Raw genomic sequence first — 15,785 nt, 5'->3', positions numbered from 1 at the left:
TCATCTCCCTAGTCTCTAACTAGACATGGACGCTTATTATCAAACTGCCAACCTGGCACCAAATATTGCATCGCAACCGAATCATCACGTACTCCTAAGGCTTCCCTTTTATAAAGACTATGAGCTTCTTCAATGCGATCTAAGTCAAGCTCGACACCCAACCCTGGCTGCTGTGGAACATCAACCATTCCATTTTTTATTTTTAATGGATTTTTAGTGAGCTCTTGCCCATCTTGCCAAATCCAATGAGTATCAATAGCCGTGATCTCACCTGGTGCTGCCGCTGCGACATGTGTAAACATGGCAAGTGAAATATCAAAGTGGTTATTCGAATGTGATCCCCATGTTAACCCCCAGTCATGACACATTTGAGCCACACGAACGGACCCCTGCATCGTCCAGAAATGCGGATCTGCTAATGGGATATCAACTGATTGCAATGAGATCGAGTGCCCCATTTGTCTCCAGTCTGTCGCAATCATATTCGTAGCTGTTTTCAATCCAGTAGCTCGCCTGAATTCAGCCATCACTTCACGCGCGGAATAGCCATTTTCGGCACCACAAGGATCCTCTGCATAGGCAAGGACATCATGCTTATCACGACATAGATTGATTGCTTCATCAAGCGACCATGCACCATTTGGATCTAGAGTAATTCGAGCTTCTGGAAAACGTTCTGCAAGTGCCGTTACAGCCTTCATCTCTTCTTCCCCGCCCAATACGCCTCCCTTGAGCTTAAAATCATTAAACCCATAGCGCTCATGTGCAGCCTCAGCTAATCGAACAATCGATTCAGGAGTCATTGCTTCTTCATGACGGAGCACAGCCCATGCATCTTCGCCATTAGGATCACTTAAATATGGAAGATCGGTTTTAGTGCGATCTCCTATATAGAATAAATAGCCTAACATCTCTACTTTATCTCGCTGTTGACCCTCTCCAAGTAATTCAGCAACGGGTACATGTAAATGCTTACCTAACAAATCTAGTAAAGCAGACTCAAGCGCAGTAATAGCATGAATCGTAATTCTCAGATCAAATGTCTGCTGTCCGCGACCCGCCGAATCACGATCAGCAAATTGAGTCCGTATATTGTTTAAGATGGTATTGTACCTAGCAATCGATTTCCCAACAACTAAAGGAGTGGCATCTTCTAATGTTTTTCTAATGCCCTCTCCACCTGGCACTTCACCTACTCCAATATTTCCGGAGCTATCTGTTAAAATAACGATATTTCGTGTAAAAAATGGACTATGTGCTCCACTTAGATTCAAGAGCATGCTATCGTGACCCGCAACAGGAATTACCTTTAGCTCTGTTACCATTGGAGTTGATGTTGCTTTTTCGTTATTTATATGTTGAATTTGCATCCCGATCCCACCTCTACATAATGTAAGAAATACAGATTGATACACTAGTTCAAGCGTGACCAAAAGGAATAATGATCCTTTTGGTCACGCTCACTTATTTAACAAATACAGTTTTAATGGAAGTGAAAAACTCTTTTGCTGCTTGCCCCTGCTCACGAGAATGAGAACTCGATTGTTTCATGCCTCCAAATGGAGCTTGTAGTTCTACACCAGCACTTTCTGAATTCACGCGCACAAGACCCGCTTCCATATCTTCAACAAAAGAAAGCATATGCCCAATGTTTGTCGTGAAGATCGAAGCACTTAATCCAAACTCTACGTTATTGGCCACTTGAAGAGCATCCTCAAGGGTATTCACTTGAATTAAAGCAATTACTGGTCCAAAAATTTCTTCTTGGGCAATCGTCATATCTGGAGATACATTTTCAAAAATGGTCGGCTCGACAAAGTAGCCTTTATCATAGTCTCCACCCGTTAGTCTGTTTCCACCTGCAAGCAACGTAGCTCCTTCACTTTTTCCTTTTTCAATATAATGAAGGACGGTATTTAACTGCCCTTCACTTGCAGAAGGCCCCATCCAAATATTTTCTTCTAAACCGTTGCCGACTGTTATTTCGGCAGTTTTTGCTAATAATCTCTCTTTGAACTTTTCATAGATACCAGCTTCAACAATGACACGACTTGTCGCCGTACATTTTTGGCCTGTTGAACGGAAAGCACCACTGATTGTTGCGTCCACTGCTAGATTAAGGTCTGCATCTTTCGCTACAATGACAGGGTTTTTACCACCCATTTCAAGCTGATATTTAGCGCCTCGTGCTAAGCAACCTTGACCGATACCTTTACCCACTGTATTTGAGCCTGTAAATGTAATACCACTCACATCAGGATGATCTGTTAAAGCTTGCCCGATGACCGAACCTGAACCCGTTACTAAATTCACCACTCCCTTTGGAAATCCTGCTTCTTCTAAACATTCCACTACCTTTGCGCATGTTACAGCCGCTTCTTGGGCTGGTTTAATGACAACTGCATTCCCATAAATTAAAGCCGGTGCCATCTTCCATAATGGAATCGCAACAGGAAAATTCCATGGTGTAATCACACCTACTACACCTAAAGGAGCACGTCTTGTAAACATAATCGCGCTTGGATCAGTAGACGGGATAACATCTCCTTCACTACGTAATCCCTCACCAGCATAATAACGAAGGATGGCTACTCCACGAGCTGTCTCGCCTTTGGCTTCTGGTAAGGTTTTCCCCATCTCACGTGTCATACATTTAGCCACTTCTTCTAATCGACTTTCTAGTATGTCAGCAGCTTTAAATAGATACGCTCCTCGATCATTCCCAGATAAATTTCTCCACTTTTTTTGTGCCACTTTTGCAGCCACAACTGCAGAGCCTAGTTCGTCTTTCGTAGATAATTGAATCGAACCAACAACATCATCTGTATTGGCAGGGTTTCGATTGGTTTTCACTTCTCCGCTTAAAGAAGTGATCCATTCACCATTCACATAATTTAAATACGTTTTATTTTTTGTTTCTACTGACATAGATAATCCTCCTATTATGTTAAAAAAGTTTATAGTTTTGTAATTTCTTTATTCTCTACTGGGTATCTTTTTAGCGACTCATCAATAATCTTACTTAACGTATTGTAGTGATCCTCTTCAACTGGAATACATGGTGGTCGTACAGAATTTTCTACAGGGAATCCTTGTATTTTCATCCCAGCTTTAATCAGAGATACGGCATATCCTTTTCTAGACTTTCTGATTGAATTAATTGGTAGTAGTACATTCACGTAAATATCATTCACTACTTCTTCATTTCCTTCATTGAGCGCATTAAAGAAAAGGCGTGAAATATGCGGCATGTAGTTCGACATAGCTGATGAGTAAGATTTAAAGCCAATTTGCGCATATGCAGGCATAGTAATCTCTGCAAAAGGCATTCCATTTAACCATTCCAGACGATCACCGATAGTCTGAACAAGCTCTAAGTTTAACTCCATATTTCCACAACCATCTTTTAACCCGACGATTTGCGGGAATTCATTTACCAGGCGTTGAAGCGTATTAAGGTTTACAATGGCATTGTCGCGGTTGTAAAGAATTGCATCAAGCTCACTTTCTTTGATAATTGCCTTATAGTAGTTGTATAACCCCTCTTGTTCACCATCAATAAGGTAAGGAGGTAAGATTAAGTATCCATCTGCACCTAAATCTTCTGATAACTTTACTAGCTCAACCGCATCCGAAATATTGCCACCAACTCCTGTATAGACCGGAACGCGGCCAGCTGTTATCTTGATCGCAACTTCAACCATTTTTTGATATTCAGCCCTACTAATCGCATGAAACTCTCCAGATCCACATGCAATGAAAATAGAACTAAGTCCTTCATTAATAAGAAAGTCAATATTTATCTCAAGTGCCTTTTCATCAATCGTTCCATTTTCTTTGAATGGTGCTGTTGGGAAACCAAGAATACCTCGCGGGAATGTTTTTCTAGTGTCCATACCTTCATCTCCTTTAATGTCTCGCTAACTTAGCGACCATTTACGTTTGTTTTATAGTTTAATTGTCTTACAAATTCACTCAAAAAAAAGATTTCGTTATTGCATCGTTTACATCAATTATTCTCTTTAAGTTTGATCCAACCTACCCTGCTATAACATGATTCATGAGAATTGATGTAAGCTGGATAGGGTGAATGATTTATTCTTGCTCATAAAGCTCTTCGTAGTAAGCTTCTGCCTCCTGCATGTAGATAGCTGTTTCTTCAGGATTCATATATGTTGGTGATACTAAATATTGTTCAGCTTCTGCTCTATACTCCTCATTGTTGATGACAGTTTCCATCGCACTTGAGAATTTCTCAACGACTTCATCTGGAGTATCTGATGGGAATCCAAAGAAGAAGAACTTTTCAAAACTACTATTAACACCTTGTTCTTTAAATGTAGGTACCTCAGGCATTAAGTCTGCTGTTTCTTCAGCCATGATCCCCAGTGTTCTCATATCACCGGATTCCACATATTCTTTCACTAGACCTAGAGATGTCGGTACAATATCAATATGTCCACCAAGAAGTGCAGCAATTTTATCTGCAGCGCCTCCAACATCAACAATATTAAGCTCAATATCTTGGTCTTGTTCGAGTGCTAATAATTGTAGGTGCGTAAATCCACCAACTTCAGTTGCAATCGATACTTCATTTGGATTTTCACGGGCATAGTCCACTAAATCTTGTAGATCTTCAAATTGCGAATCACCACTAACCATGAACGTATTTCCCTCATCTAAAATTGAGATCCCAGCAAGCTTGTAATCATCATAACTAAAGTCAACTAGACCTAAAATCTTATTTAACAGCAATGAATTGTGGAAGAATAAAACCGTTTGTCCATCTGCATCTGCATCTAATACTTCACGAGCACCTACTGTACCTCCTGCCCCAGTTACATTTGAAATAACAACTGGCTGACCTAATTCTTGTTCAAGGTATTTAGCAAATGTACGTGCATTAATGTCTGTATCTCCACCGGCACCAGCAGGAACAACAACTGTAACTGGCCCTGTCGGATAATCTACAGCTCCCTCAACATTTTCAGCACTAGACCCTTCAGCCCCATTATCTGTGGAATTACTTGCTTCACCGGAGCCACCCTCACTCGAACATCCAACAATTAGAGCACTTAGAAACCATACTGCCAACATCATTAAAATTGGTTTCAAATAACCTTTCATCATAAAACCCTCCCCAAAAGTTTTTTCTATCTTAATAGAGCTATGATCTCTATCAAAACCAGCATTACATTCCTGTGTTCATCCCGTCTATCTCATCTAGTTTTTTCTTCTTGTAATTATCTCTTAATTTAAAAACAATCGATAAGACAGCTAAGAGTAAAAATACCGCCGCAATTGGCTGAGTGAGAAACGGTATGAAATCTCCTTGTGAATACATCAACCCTCGACGAAGATTCGTTTCAACCAGCGGGCCAAGGATAAATCCGAGAATGATTGGTGCGATCGGGAACTTATATTTGATCATTAAATAACCAAGGATCCCAAAGAATAATAATGCAGCAGCATCGAACATTCTGTTGTTTACACCTATTGCTCCAACAACACATAAAACGAGAATAATAGGTAAAAGAATATATTTTGGTATACTTAAAATTTTTGTGAAGAACCTCATCCCATAATAGAGGAGAGCAATCATCGCAATATTGGCAATAATTAAAGCGATAAAAATCCCATAGACAATATCTCCGTTATTCTGAAAAAGGAGTGGTCCGGGTGTCAATCCATGGATAACCAATCCACCTAGTAAAAGGGCTGTAACGGTATCTCCTGGAATTCCTAAAGCGATTAATGGGACAAGAGCCCCGCCTACTGCAGCATTATTAGCTGATTCAGACGCTACCACTCCATCCGGGGTTCCCTTTCCAAACTTTTCAGGATTTTTGGAACGATTTTTTGCTGTGACGTAAGCAATAATATTTGCTGTTCCTCCACCAATCCCTGGTAGAATTCCAATTCCAGTACCAATGAAACTCGATCTTAATCCATTCCAACCTTGCTTAAAGAAATCCCTAACTGAAAAGCCAAAACCTTTCATTTTGTAATCCACCGATTTGCCTTTCTTGATCTTTCTCTCAGAAGCCTTAATAATTTCTGCAACCGCAAATAATCCAATTAAGACAGGCAAGATATTAAATCCGGCATCAAGCGCGCTATATCCAAATGTAAATCTCGGAAAAGCGTCAATGGGAGCAGATCCTACCATAGCTAAAGCGATCCCCATTAACCCCGCTATTAACCCTTTTACGAGAGAGCTTCCTGCAAGGCTTGAAATCATCGTCAGGGCAAACACTGTAATGGCGAAATATTCGTATGGACCAAATTTCAGCGCAATTTTCGCTAAAGGCGGAGATAAGAGCATCAAAATAATGATACTTAATAACCCCCCTAAAAATGAGAATAAGATCGCGTAACCAAAAGCTTTTCCTGCTTCTCCGTTTTTAGCCATCGGATAGCCATCAAATGTAGTAGCAATCGATGAAGGTGTTCCAGGTAATTTTAATAGAATAGCTGGAATTAGCCCCCCTGAAATCCCACCGATATATAATCCCATTAAAATAGCCATCCCATCCATTGCACTCATACCAAATGTCATGGGAAGAACAATTGCGATGGCCATCGTGGCAGTTAATCCAGGAATCGAACCAAAGATGAGCCCTACTGCCGTACCAAGTAAGATCAAAAGAATCGTTTGAAAGGTCATTACTTCAGAGAACCCTTGTAAAAAGAGATCGAACACTCTAACACCTCCTTATCCTAAAATCCCTGCTGGTAGTCTTAAGTAGAAAATAGATTTAAAGCAATAATAGATAAGCCCAGAAGAGACGATCGACACAACCAAAAACAATACAATATTTCGGTGTGACTTTTCAGCTAAGACATACATTTGCAAAAATAGATAAATGGCCGTCATCAGTAAAAAACCGATGATAGGAATTAGAGCAACGTACCCAATCAATAACCCTGTTGTCAATAAGACTGACTTTTTACTTATTGGTTGGCTAGCATCTATTTCCTCATCTTCCTCCACCTCTTCTTCAAGTGTGGCCTTAGGATTTTTTTGTTTCCTAATAGAAGTGATCAGTAAAATGACACTAAGAATGAACAACCCAACAGCTACTAATCTAGGTGCGAAATCTGCACCAATATTTGAAACCGTCATTTGTTGGATGCTATAAGTGGCAACGAACATAAGAACTGAAATCGCCAATAAGAAAACGCTTGCAACTCCATCATTACTAAGTTTTAACATCGCATCCTCCCTCTTTCGTTGAAGAGTACTATCCTTCAAATTCGACTAATGCAGCAAGTAGTGCTTTTATGTAGCCGATCGAATAAGCAAAGCCAACACTGCCATAACTCCAGCCAATATTCGAGTGAGCCCAGTTCCCATCTAGGTCTGGCTTGTCACCTTCCATCATCGGAACATGATCAGGATTTAAACAACCGTTATATCCTACCTTTCTAAGCTCTAATAAAATTTTATACATATTCATGTCGCCATCATCTAGGAGGGCTTCTTCAAATGCGCCTGCAGTTGGGAGTGACCCACGAACATTCCGAAAATGAACAAGAAAGATGCGATCTTTTCTGCCGTAGTGGTTTATCTCATTCAATACTAGAGGGCTGCCACCTTCTTCAGCTCTTGTGCCAACACAATAGATATAACCCACATTTTTACTTGGGAATTCATCCATTATCCTGCGGTATCCTAGACCTCCAAATGGTGTATCATGGTTAGGTGAATCAGATGGGTGCATCCCTAGATTCACGTCGTAATCTTCACAAGTTGGAACAAGTTCAGCATACGCATCCAGAAAGCGTAACCACCATTTCTCATGTTCCTCTAAAGTAGGAGTTTGATAAGGCTCTTTCTGAAACCCTAAACTTTCCCCTCTCCCTATCGCTCCCCCACGTTGCCGCGCTTGGTAGCTCTTTGTCATATAGTTATAGGTATCACCTGCAAACCGTTGTCTGACAATTTTGATCCCAGCTTCACCGAAGACCTTCACTGCGTTTACCGAGTTTTCAAGCTCCTTTTCACTCCCATCTTCACTATTCATAAAACGTTGAGATAGATCAGGGAGCGTCACTCTATTCACATCTAAGCCAAATGACCGGACACGTTTCTTCATTTTTAACACGGCATCTAGATCTGGAAAGCCTTGTTCTTTCACTCCAGGAAAGGAAGACCCTGTACCAAAATCAACACAGTCAATCCCAAGCTGACACATTTGTCTCAACTCTGCATCCGTTAAATCAAATTTAGTTGTTGTTACCGATACTTTCATCATTGATTATCTCTCCTCATCCAAAAGAATACGCTTACAATCTTTCGCTTTTTTAAAACTATTTGTATCACTTAAAGGATTTCTGATACTCTATTTGTTTGTTAATTTAATTGTAAGACAAATGAATTTATAAGTCAATACTGAATTTTCTAAAAATGTTACACCTTGATCAGCCAAATAATGATTTATTCAAAACCATCATTTGGCTTCATTTTTAAGGTCAAGCGCTCTTAGGGCTTTCTTTCGAACAAAATCTAGATGACGATACATCGCAATATAGGCTTCAATTGGGTCTCTTTTTTCTAATGCATCATAAATGTCTTGATGATACTTTATTGTCGCATTTAAATCGCGATCCTCTAATGGAATATGCTCTAATACTTTCATATGAGATTTCTGTAATGCATCAATAATCCCTTCAAAAAGCGGGTTTCTAGCACTATGAGCAATCATTTTATGAAAACGCATATCAAGTTCAGACGAATCATCTGTTGGAAGCTTTTTCATATCTTCAATTGAATCTTTTAATTTTGCTAACTCTCCGTCTGTTATTTTCTCAGCAGCTAACGTTACTAAACCCAACTCAAGAGCAACGCGTGTTTCTATGATCGATACAACATCTCCGGCCGAGAGTGCCAACATCATCGAAAATGGTTTACTCCCAATCTTTTCAGAGAAAAAGGTTCCATGACGCGTCTTTCTGTTTACAATTCCCATCACTTCAAGTGAGGTTAATGCTTCGCGGATAACCGGTCTACTTACATCACAGATCTCCATTAAATCCATTTCAGATGGAATTCGATCACCTGGCTTTAATTGACCTGTCATTAGTAAATTAATGATTTCATCAATGACTTGCTTCGACAAGGATTTACGGCTAAGGGACTTGATATCCACTTCTTTATTTTCTTCCATACTCTTTCCTCCCTCATTCTATAGGTGTATTTCAATTGTAAGACAAATAACATTAAAATGAAAGCGTTAATAAAGTACCTTTTTGAAGAAGAGACTCAGCTTATAAATCATCCAACCCTCTATACTTCTCACCTCTTACTCTTACTCCGATAAAGTTTGTACACGCTTTATCTGAAAAAAGTAAACTTACTGCTCCCTCATCACCAAATGCAACTGATTTTGTAATTGGTTGATCTTCTACTACTAACAAGAAAAACTCATCTCCAACTTCTGTTACCACTCGAGTAAAGTGGTTGTTTTCTCTTTTTACATAAGCTAGTTTCTCTGCGGACCTTCCACCAACTTCTATTCCTACAACCGGAATCTCTCGTCCAATGTCGATCATACAATCAACATTTTCTTCGACCTCCGTTGTTTCGATTATTTCATAGGTAGCTGGCTTTGCTAAATAAATATAAGCCATCTCTGCATCTGCATCGTATGTAATGACCATTTTCTCGAGTCCTCCTATTTATATATGTGGAACGTAACTAAAGATACAGTGTTAAACCTACAATCACATAAACTGCCGCTAAGCCGAAATCTAAAAGGGACAGCTTTCTCTTCTCATTTCTGTACAATCGTTCCACTCCATCTATTACAGAACCAACCGCCCCTAACATAAACATCAACCCAATATAGAAGAAATCAAAGTCATTTGTGATTCCCATTATAAATAATATAACCATGCCTAATGCTATCGTAATTCTTAGAACCACGACTGGCATCGCACTTTTCCGATTCACTTTCTCAAAAAACATTCCCATATTAATCCCCTCTATTCATTCCTTTTCATTCCTGTTCGTCACCCTTATTCTCCCGCAACCATTCCATTGCTTTTCTTTCAATCTCTTTGATGTATCCGTCCTTCCCTTCGATATATCGATCAATATTGCTCGGGAAATTTCGTGCTAGCTTTTGTTTTAATTCGCTATACCTTTTTGCTTCTTCCGGGTGAGCAAGCATGTAATCTCTGAAAGCTATATGGCGCTTGATTCCAAGGCTTTCTTGTTCGAAAATATGAACATGATGAGTTCTATCATCCCCACCCTTTTTGAAAAAGCGTCTATCTGTAATACCGTTCTCACCCAGCGCTTCATAGCCTAAATTCTCAAACTCCACATTAAAATCGTCAACCTTCTTTATGTCCTTCACTTCCACCATAATATCGATAATAGGCTTAGCAGAAATCGTGGGTATCGCTGTACTTCCAATATGGTGAATGGCGAGACATTCATCCTCCAATACGGTCTCAATTTGGTCCTTCTCCGACTCGTAGTCCTTTGCCCATCTTTGTTGGTAAGGGACCACTTCAACTTTTCTCATATCGCTTCCTCCTTTTTTGAAAAAACAAGAAATCTAGTAGTCTAATATTCCTTTACGAACTAGCTAGAAAATAGTTATATTTTCCTCATCTTACAAGATTAACTGAAAACTCCCCCGAATTCATTCTTTTCAAATTATAATAGAAATGGATTTGAAATCAATGTAAATAGGAGTGATTATATGAACGGATGTAAACAGATGCTTGCCTTGATGTTAGCCGTCGTAATTGGGCTTTCAGGTTTATTTAATCCAAGTATTGTTGAAGCTGGGCAGAACCAGAATCAACCTGTGGAAAAAGGAGAATTTATTAAGCAATTAGTCAATACACTTGGTATTGATTTGCAAGATGGAGAGATTCCATTTACGGATGTCGATGCGGAATTAAAACCTTATCTTGAAGCAGCAATCCGTACAAATATATTAGACGACACGAGTGGTTCTACGTTTGGACCGAATGAGAAAGTAACTCGAGAACAAGCCTATGTGTTCTTAATTCGCTCTCTTAATCTTCGAGATTCCTATTCGATCGATTCACTTAAAGCCTTCAGAGATTTTAAAGCTATTAACAGTGAGTATCACCAAGAACTTTCAGCTGCAGCTGAATTGGGTCTGATTCCTTCTAGTCAGCCTACCTTCCAACCTAAAAAACCGGTTACTCACCTAGAGCTGAAAGCAATGTTATCAACCTACGAAACCAACTTTGAGTTTGTTTCTGTCATCCATTCAAATGACTTGCACGGGCGAATTATGCATAACGAAACAAATCAAGAATTAGGGTTGGCAAAGATCAGTGAGCTGGCTAATCAGGCACGTAGCAAGAACCCTACCCTACTCGTTGACCTTGGAGATACATTCCATGGAACAAACTATGTGAACTTTAATCAAGGACTAGCAGCCGTTGATGCGATGAATGAAATGAAATACGATGCGATGGTGCCTGGGAACCACGATTTCAACTACGGTCAAGATTACCTTTTAGAATTAAAGGACAAGCTTGATTTCCCACTAGTTAGTGCAAATATTTTAAAAGATGACGATCCATTTTTAGATGGCTATACGATTGTTGAAAGGAATGGAAAAGAGATCGCTTTAGTTGGCTTAACGGCTACAGATACAGCTGTGAAAACGAACCCTGCAGGTATTGAAGGAATTACTTTTCTAGATGAAGTTACAGTAGCCAAGCAACTAGTGGCTGAGTTAGAAAATGAAGTAGATGCGATTGTAGCGATTTCCCATTCAGGTCTTGATACAGATGTAAACATCGCCAATGAAGTGAATGGAATTGATGTTATTTTTGGTGGACACAGCCACGATACAATTGAAACGCCAATCAAATATACTCATGGATATGTCACACAGGCGAATGAATATGGAAAAGCACTTGGCCATACGAATTTGATTTTCCACAACGACAACCTCATTGGTGTGAACGGATTCCTTTACCGTGATCATGCAGATAAAACAGAAGATCCTTCTGTAACTGCTATTTTAGATGAGTATAAAGAAGAGGTTGATCAAGAGTTAAATGTAGTCATTGCTACTACAGATGTACAACTTGACGGAGAGCGTACAGATGTAAGGACAAAGGAAACCAATCTTGGAAACCTGATTACAGATGCAATGCGCGCTGAGCTTGGTACCGATATTGCTCTCACAAACGGTGGCGGGATCCGCGCTTCGATTCAGCCAGGAGAAGTCACCAGAAACGATGTCTTTACGACGCTTCCATTTGATAATACACTTGTCAGTACCACATTAACCGGAGACGAGATCTTGGCTGCACTTGAGCATTCTGTTCGCCTCTATCCTGCAGAAAATGGTGGCTTCCTCCATGTATCTGGCCTTAGCTTCAGCTTCGATCCAGCAAAGCCTGCCGGAAGTCGCGTGGGTGAAGTGCTTGTTAACGGCGAACAGCTTGATTTAGTAAAGTCTTATTCCGTTGCAACGAATAACTTTACGGCTGCAGGCGGAGATGGTTTTGAGATGTTTAACGTAGACAATATTGAATTTGACAGTGGCGAATTGCTTAGCACGATCCTGATCAATGCCCTTCAATCAAACAACTCAATTCCTGAAGTAGAAGGTAGAATTGTTGTTAAATAAAAGATGTAGAGAACCCATTTGTAATGGGTTCTCTTTTTTCATTATCCCCCTAACTGATTCTTTATACGAAAGCTTTATCGGATTGTTTTCCTTTTCTTTGTATAAATGCTCCTTTTTTATTAAAAATAACAATGTATGACGACTTTTTGATAGGAGATGAATGAATGAAAGAGAGTATGTTTAAGGTGTTGTTAGTTGCTGTACTTTTGTTTTGTTTTCAAATGACAGATATCATGACGGTTTTGGGTAATGAATTAGCTCCGGAGGATCCCGAGCTACAAATCTCATGGAAAAAAGACAAGTCAGATAAGCTTAGAAGGGGACGTGAAAATCCCGAGAGAGAACGTCAACAGCCTGTTGATATGAATATCTTGAAGGAACGCTATCCAGACACCTTTTTCTTACAGGGACCAACCGATCAAAATAGAATCGCATTAACCTTTGACGACGGTCCTGATCCCCGTTTTACTGAAGAAGTATTAGATGTCTTAAATCAGTACAACGTACCCGCCACGTTTTTTTTAATGGGTTCACGTGCTATCGCTTATCCTGAAATTGTCGAGCGGATGAATAATGAAGGGCATGTGATTGGAAACCACACTTACTTCCACCCTAATCTTGTTAAAGAAGGCGATATAGCAACCCTAGAGAGGGAAGTAACAAGAACTGAAGATGTTCTTAAAGACATTATTGGTTACCAAACAAGTCTGTTTCGTGCACCGTATGGTTTTTTATATAATGAATTGGTCGAAAAACTTGCTGAAATGCAATATTCGGTAATTGGTTGGTCAGTCGATTCATTGGATTGGCAGGAAGATCCACCAGAAGTCATCGCTTCAAAGGTAATAGACAACGTTCAACCAGGAGCTATTATCCTCATGCATGATGGGGCAGATTGGGATGGAGATCGGACAAATACAATCGAATCCCTTAAACAAATTATTCCATCATTGCAAGAACAGGGGTATGAGTTTGTCACAGTACCAGAATTGTTGAATATTCCATTTACAAAATAGGTAACCGACAGCTTAAAGCTTACAGGGAGTTCTATAGTATGAGACTGGGACAAAAGTATTTTAACTTATGGAAAATCGAACGTTACGGATGCGGTCTATGTATACCGCTCCTGAAATATACTTCGCTTTCCGCGGGAAGCTGGTGAGCCTCCTCGTGCTACGGACTGCAGGGTCTCACCTCTGCTTTTCATCCCGCATGAGGTCTACGTATATTTCATCCGCTAATCTAGCGCTTCGTTCGTATCCTTAGTTAAACCTCTTAGATTTGTCCCAGCCCCATTTTTAAGTTATTTACACGACATGGTGTTCCTTCTCGTTATTTAACTCCGCTATAAAGCTCGCAACTAATGTAAAGTCAGTTGGCCTTTTAATTTCTAGCATCATGATTTACCTTCTGCCTCTATATCTTCCTTTAACAAAGAATACATATAAAGATCATCGAATCCATTTCGCGTGTACTCATACTTTCTCAATAACCCTTCCTGGATAAAGCCTTGTTGTTCAAACAATTTTTGCGAGGAGATATTCATTGGTTCTATTAACGCTTCTATTCTTTGTAAGTTCATCTGGTTAAAGCCGTACCTTATGACAGCTTCAATCGCCTCACTTGCGATTCCTTGTCCCCAATGCTCTTTACTCAAATCAATTCCAATTTCAGTGCGGTAATGCTTGGAGATGATGTTCAAAAAACCGCAGCTGCCAATCACCTTATCCTCTTCTTTTATAGTAATCCCCCATCGAATTCCCGTCTTGTTGGATAATATCGATTCGTACCAAGAGATCTCACCCAAGACATCTGCAATCGACTTAAACGGTTCTAATCCCATATACTCCATGACGTCTGGATCAGACAAATACTTCATCATACTTTCTGCATCATCTACCGTCACTTTTCTTAGAATTAATCTCTCTGTTTCTATCATTGGAAAACTAGGAACATTTGTAGTCATTTGTAAACTCCACTCCTCCTGCTTTGTCATCATGTTTACTTCATAGATGTGAACTCTCTTCCTAAAAAATCAGCTGAAATTGGTTTTAATTCCACCTCTCTTGCCCAAACGGAAAGCTGACCGATATGATGGATTTCATGAGCAATGACATGATGAAGGATATCATTTTTTCTATAGTTCTTTTCATCCCAAGCTACCGTTACAAGTTGATTTGTTGATTCAGCTAAAATTTTTGGTAAAAACTCTTTGATCTCCTTCCTATAGGTATCAGAAAGAAATCTAATGCCTTCAAGAGTATCGTACTCAGCAAACGGAACGACGAGATCGTCCTTCCCCACAATCGCCCGAAGCCAACTATGCTCGACATCAATGACATGAAAGAGTGTATACAAAATACCCCCCACCCCGCCAATACGGTATTTCAGCAACTCCTCAGTGGTTAGTTGATTACACCAAGTAAACCACTCGTCTCTGACCTGCCAGTTATATTCAAAAAATGTATGCATACACACACCCCTAAAATGTAAATATTCTCTTATCCTTATTAGTTTTTAAAATCAGATTTCCTTGTTTTATTATAAAATTTTGCGACTATAACTAAAAAAGCCCCTAACAAAGGGGCTCTCATTTATTCCTCTATATCTTCCCAGACAATTTCAATGCCCCATTTTGACGCAAGCTTTTCTAAATCATTTTCATATTGAAGATAAAGCTCCTCTGATTGCATAAACAGGTCTTCAGCTTCATCGTTTCCTTCTAGCCACTTTTCATTTGCTTCAACCAATAATTCAAAGGATTGTGGCAAAAGAGCATGAACTTCTAACAGTTGTTCATCTGAATAATTCGCTTCCACTTCGTTAGAATCTGCAAGTAACTGATTGAGAGTAGGGATAACACGATCTTCTGTGAAGTTCGTTAACTCTTCCTCATCTTCAATCGTCGCTTCCTCATTCAGCAGCATTAAATACCCATCAGTAATGCTCTCTGTGTCTTCTAGATAACTTGTCATCAGATCGGTATTGCCTATTACGTTCTGATAAAGAGAACATCCCCCCAAAAAAAGTAACATAAGCGATCCAATTACCATTACTAATTTCTTGCTCAATTCGCTATCCCCTCACCAGGTAAATTATGTAATACTTAGTTAATTATAAGGATTTTGGCGAATGTTGTAATAGGGT

At 39.6% G+C, this 15,785-nt stretch carries 16 protein-coding genes; 2 read left to right on the top strand and 14 right to left on the bottom strand.

Going from position 1 to position 15,785, the window contains the following annotated elements:
- Positions 1-8 precede the first annotated feature (8 nt).
- The 11 genes from gudD to RYX56_RS00635 form a co-directional block, all read right to left on the bottom strand.
- Entirely contained in the window at positions 9-1,370 is a 1,362-nt protein-coding gene (gene gudD / locus RYX56_RS00685) for a glucarate dehydratase (protein ID WP_317120216.1), read from the bottom strand.
- Positions 1,371-1,464: 94 nt separating this feature from the next.
- A complete protein-coding gene (gene gucD / locus RYX56_RS00680; protein WP_317120215.1) occupies positions 1,465-2,928 on the bottom strand; it encodes an alpha-ketoglutaric semialdehyde dehydrogenase GucD in 1,464 nt (487 codons plus the stop codon).
- A 29-nt stretch (positions 2,929-2,957) separates the two neighbouring features.
- A complete protein-coding gene (gene kdgD / locus RYX56_RS00675) occupies positions 2,958-3,896 on the bottom strand; it encodes a 5-dehydro-4-deoxyglucarate dehydratase (RefSeq protein ID WP_317120214.1) in 939 nt (312 codons plus the stop codon).
- Positions 3,897-4,095: 199 nt separating this feature from the next.
- A complete protein-coding gene (locus RYX56_RS00670; RefSeq protein ID WP_317120213.1) occupies positions 4,096-5,130 on the bottom strand; it encodes a tripartite tricarboxylate transporter substrate binding protein in 1,035 nt (344 codons plus the stop codon).
- Between the two features lie 61 nt (positions 5,131-5,191).
- Complete coding sequence (locus RYX56_RS00665; RefSeq protein WP_439108461.1) at positions 5,192-6,667, bottom strand: tripartite tricarboxylate transporter permease; 1,476 nt, start codon at positions 6,665-6,667, stop codon at positions 5,192-5,194.
- A 48-nt stretch (positions 6,668-6,715) separates the two neighbouring features.
- Positions 6,716-7,216 (bottom strand): tripartite tricarboxylate transporter TctB family protein, encoded by a 501-nt coding sequence (locus RYX56_RS00660; RefSeq protein ID WP_317120211.1) that lies wholly within the window; start codon positions 7,214-7,216, stop codon positions 6,716-6,718.
- A gap of 28 nt (positions 7,217-7,244) precedes the next feature.
- Positions 7,245-8,258: a mannonate dehydratase gene (locus RYX56_RS00655; protein ID WP_317120210.1), complete on the bottom strand. Its 1,014-nt coding sequence runs from the start codon at positions 8,256-8,258 to the stop codon at positions 7,245-7,247.
- A gap of 195 nt (positions 8,259-8,453) precedes the next feature.
- Complete coding sequence (locus RYX56_RS00650; RefSeq protein ID WP_317120209.1) at positions 8,454-9,170, bottom strand: FadR/GntR family transcriptional regulator; 717 nt, start codon at positions 9,168-9,170, stop codon at positions 8,454-8,456.
- Positions 9,171-9,270: 100 nt separating this feature from the next.
- On the bottom strand, positions 9,271-9,663 hold the full coding sequence (locus RYX56_RS00645; protein ID WP_317120208.1) for a DUF2283 domain-containing protein: 393 nt from the start codon (positions 9,661-9,663) through the stop codon (positions 9,271-9,273).
- A 37-nt stretch (positions 9,664-9,700) separates the two neighbouring features.
- A complete protein-coding gene (locus RYX56_RS00640; RefSeq protein WP_317120207.1) occupies positions 9,701-9,976 on the bottom strand; it encodes a hypothetical protein in 276 nt (91 codons plus the stop codon).
- A 25-nt stretch (positions 9,977-10,001) separates the two neighbouring features.
- Positions 10,002-10,535, bottom strand: coding sequence for a GrpB family protein (locus RYX56_RS00635; protein WP_317120206.1), 534 nt, complete (start codon positions 10,533-10,535; stop codon positions 10,002-10,004).
- Positions 10,536-10,715: 180 nt separating this feature from the next.
- Between RYX56_RS00635 and RYX56_RS00630 the strand changes: the two genes are divergently transcribed.
- On the top strand, positions 10,716-12,638 hold the full coding sequence (locus RYX56_RS00630; protein ID WP_317120205.1) for a 5'-nucleotidase C-terminal domain-containing protein: 1,923 nt from the start codon (positions 10,716-10,718) through the stop codon (positions 12,636-12,638).
- A gap of 164 nt (positions 12,639-12,802) precedes the next feature.
- A complete protein-coding gene (locus RYX56_RS00625) occupies positions 12,803-13,654 on the top strand; it encodes a polysaccharide deacetylase family protein (RefSeq protein ID WP_317120204.1) in 852 nt (283 codons plus the stop codon).
- Positions 13,655-14,034: 380 nt separating this feature from the next.
- Here RYX56_RS00625 and RYX56_RS00620 read toward each other — a convergent pair whose 3' ends face one another.
- The 3 genes from RYX56_RS00620 to RYX56_RS00610 all read right to left on the bottom strand — a co-directional run bounded on the left by RYX56_RS00620 (position 14,035) and on the right by RYX56_RS00610 (position 15,709).
- Complete coding sequence (locus RYX56_RS00620; protein ID WP_317120203.1) at positions 14,035-14,604, bottom strand: GNAT family N-acetyltransferase; 570 nt, start codon at positions 14,602-14,604, stop codon at positions 14,035-14,037.
- Between the two features lie 35 nt (positions 14,605-14,639).
- Positions 14,640-15,110: a DinB family protein gene (locus RYX56_RS00615; protein WP_317120202.1), complete on the bottom strand. Its 471-nt coding sequence runs from the start codon at positions 15,108-15,110 to the stop codon at positions 14,640-14,642.
- Positions 15,111-15,232: 122 nt separating this feature from the next.
- The gene (locus RYX56_RS00610; protein ID WP_317120201.1) at positions 15,233-15,709 is read right to left on the bottom strand and encodes a hypothetical protein; all 477 of its coding nucleotides are present in this window, start codon (positions 15,707-15,709) and stop codon (positions 15,233-15,235) included.
- Positions 15,710-15,785 lie beyond the last annotated feature (76 nt).

The organism is Alkalihalophilus lindianensis (assembly GCF_032843265.1).
GTDB lineage: Bacteria > Bacillota > Bacilli > Bacillales > Bacillaceae_D > Alkalihalophilus > Alkalihalophilus lindianensis.
The sequence above is the reverse complement of the archived record's forward strand: the minus strand, read 5'-3'. Positions and strand labels throughout refer to the sequence as shown.

Bases quoted from the DNA above. Each gene is read 5' to 3' on its own strand.
- gudD (WP_317120216.1), bottom strand. From the start codon at position 1,370: ATGCAAATTCAACATATAAATAACGAAAAAGCAACATCAACTCCAATG.
- gucD (WP_317120215.1), bottom strand. From the start codon at position 2,928: ATGTCAGTAGAAACAAAAAATAAAACGTATTTAAATTATGTGAATGGT.
- kdgD (WP_317120214.1), bottom strand. From the start codon at position 3,896: ATGGACACTAGAAAAACATTCCCGCGAGGTATTCTTGGTTTCCCAACA.
- RYX56_RS00670 (WP_317120213.1), bottom strand. From the start codon at position 5,130: ATGATGAAAGGTTATTTGAAACCAATTTTAATGATGTTGGCAGTATGG.
- RYX56_RS00665 (WP_439108461.1), bottom strand. From the start codon at position 6,667: ATGACCTTTCAAACGATTCTTTTGATCTTACTTGGTACGGCAGTAGGG.
- RYX56_RS00660 (WP_317120211.1), bottom strand. From the start codon at position 7,216: ATGTTAAAACTTAGTAATGATGGAGTTGCAAGCGTTTTCTTATTGGCG.
- RYX56_RS00655 (WP_317120210.1), bottom strand. From the start codon at position 8,258: ATGATGAAAGTATCGGTAACAACAACTAAATTTGATTTAACGGATGCA.
- RYX56_RS00650 (WP_317120209.1), bottom strand. From the start codon at position 9,170: ATGGAAGAAAATAAAGAAGTGGATATCAAGTCCCTTAGCCGTAAATCC.
- RYX56_RS00645 (WP_317120208.1), bottom strand. From the start codon at position 9,663: ATGGTCATTACATACGATGCAGATGCAGAGATGGCTTATATTTATTTA.
- RYX56_RS00640 (WP_317120207.1), bottom strand. From the start codon at position 9,976: ATGGGAATGTTTTTTGAGAAAGTGAATCGGAAAAGTGCGATGCCAGTC.
- RYX56_RS00635 (WP_317120206.1), bottom strand. From the start codon at position 10,535: ATGAGAAAAGTTGAAGTGGTCCCTTACCAACAAAGATGGGCAAAGGAC.
- RYX56_RS00630 (WP_317120205.1), top strand. From the start codon at position 10,716: ATGAACGGATGTAAACAGATGCTTGCCTTGATGTTAGCCGTCGTAATT.
- RYX56_RS00625 (WP_317120204.1), top strand. From the start codon at position 12,803: ATGAAAGAGAGTATGTTTAAGGTGTTGTTAGTTGCTGTACTTTTGTTT.
- RYX56_RS00620 (WP_317120203.1), bottom strand. From the start codon at position 14,604: ATGACTACAAATGTTCCTAGTTTTCCAATGATAGAAACAGAGAGATTA.
- RYX56_RS00615 (WP_317120202.1), bottom strand. From the start codon at position 15,110: ATGCATACATTTTTTGAATATAACTGGCAGGTCAGAGACGAGTGGTTT.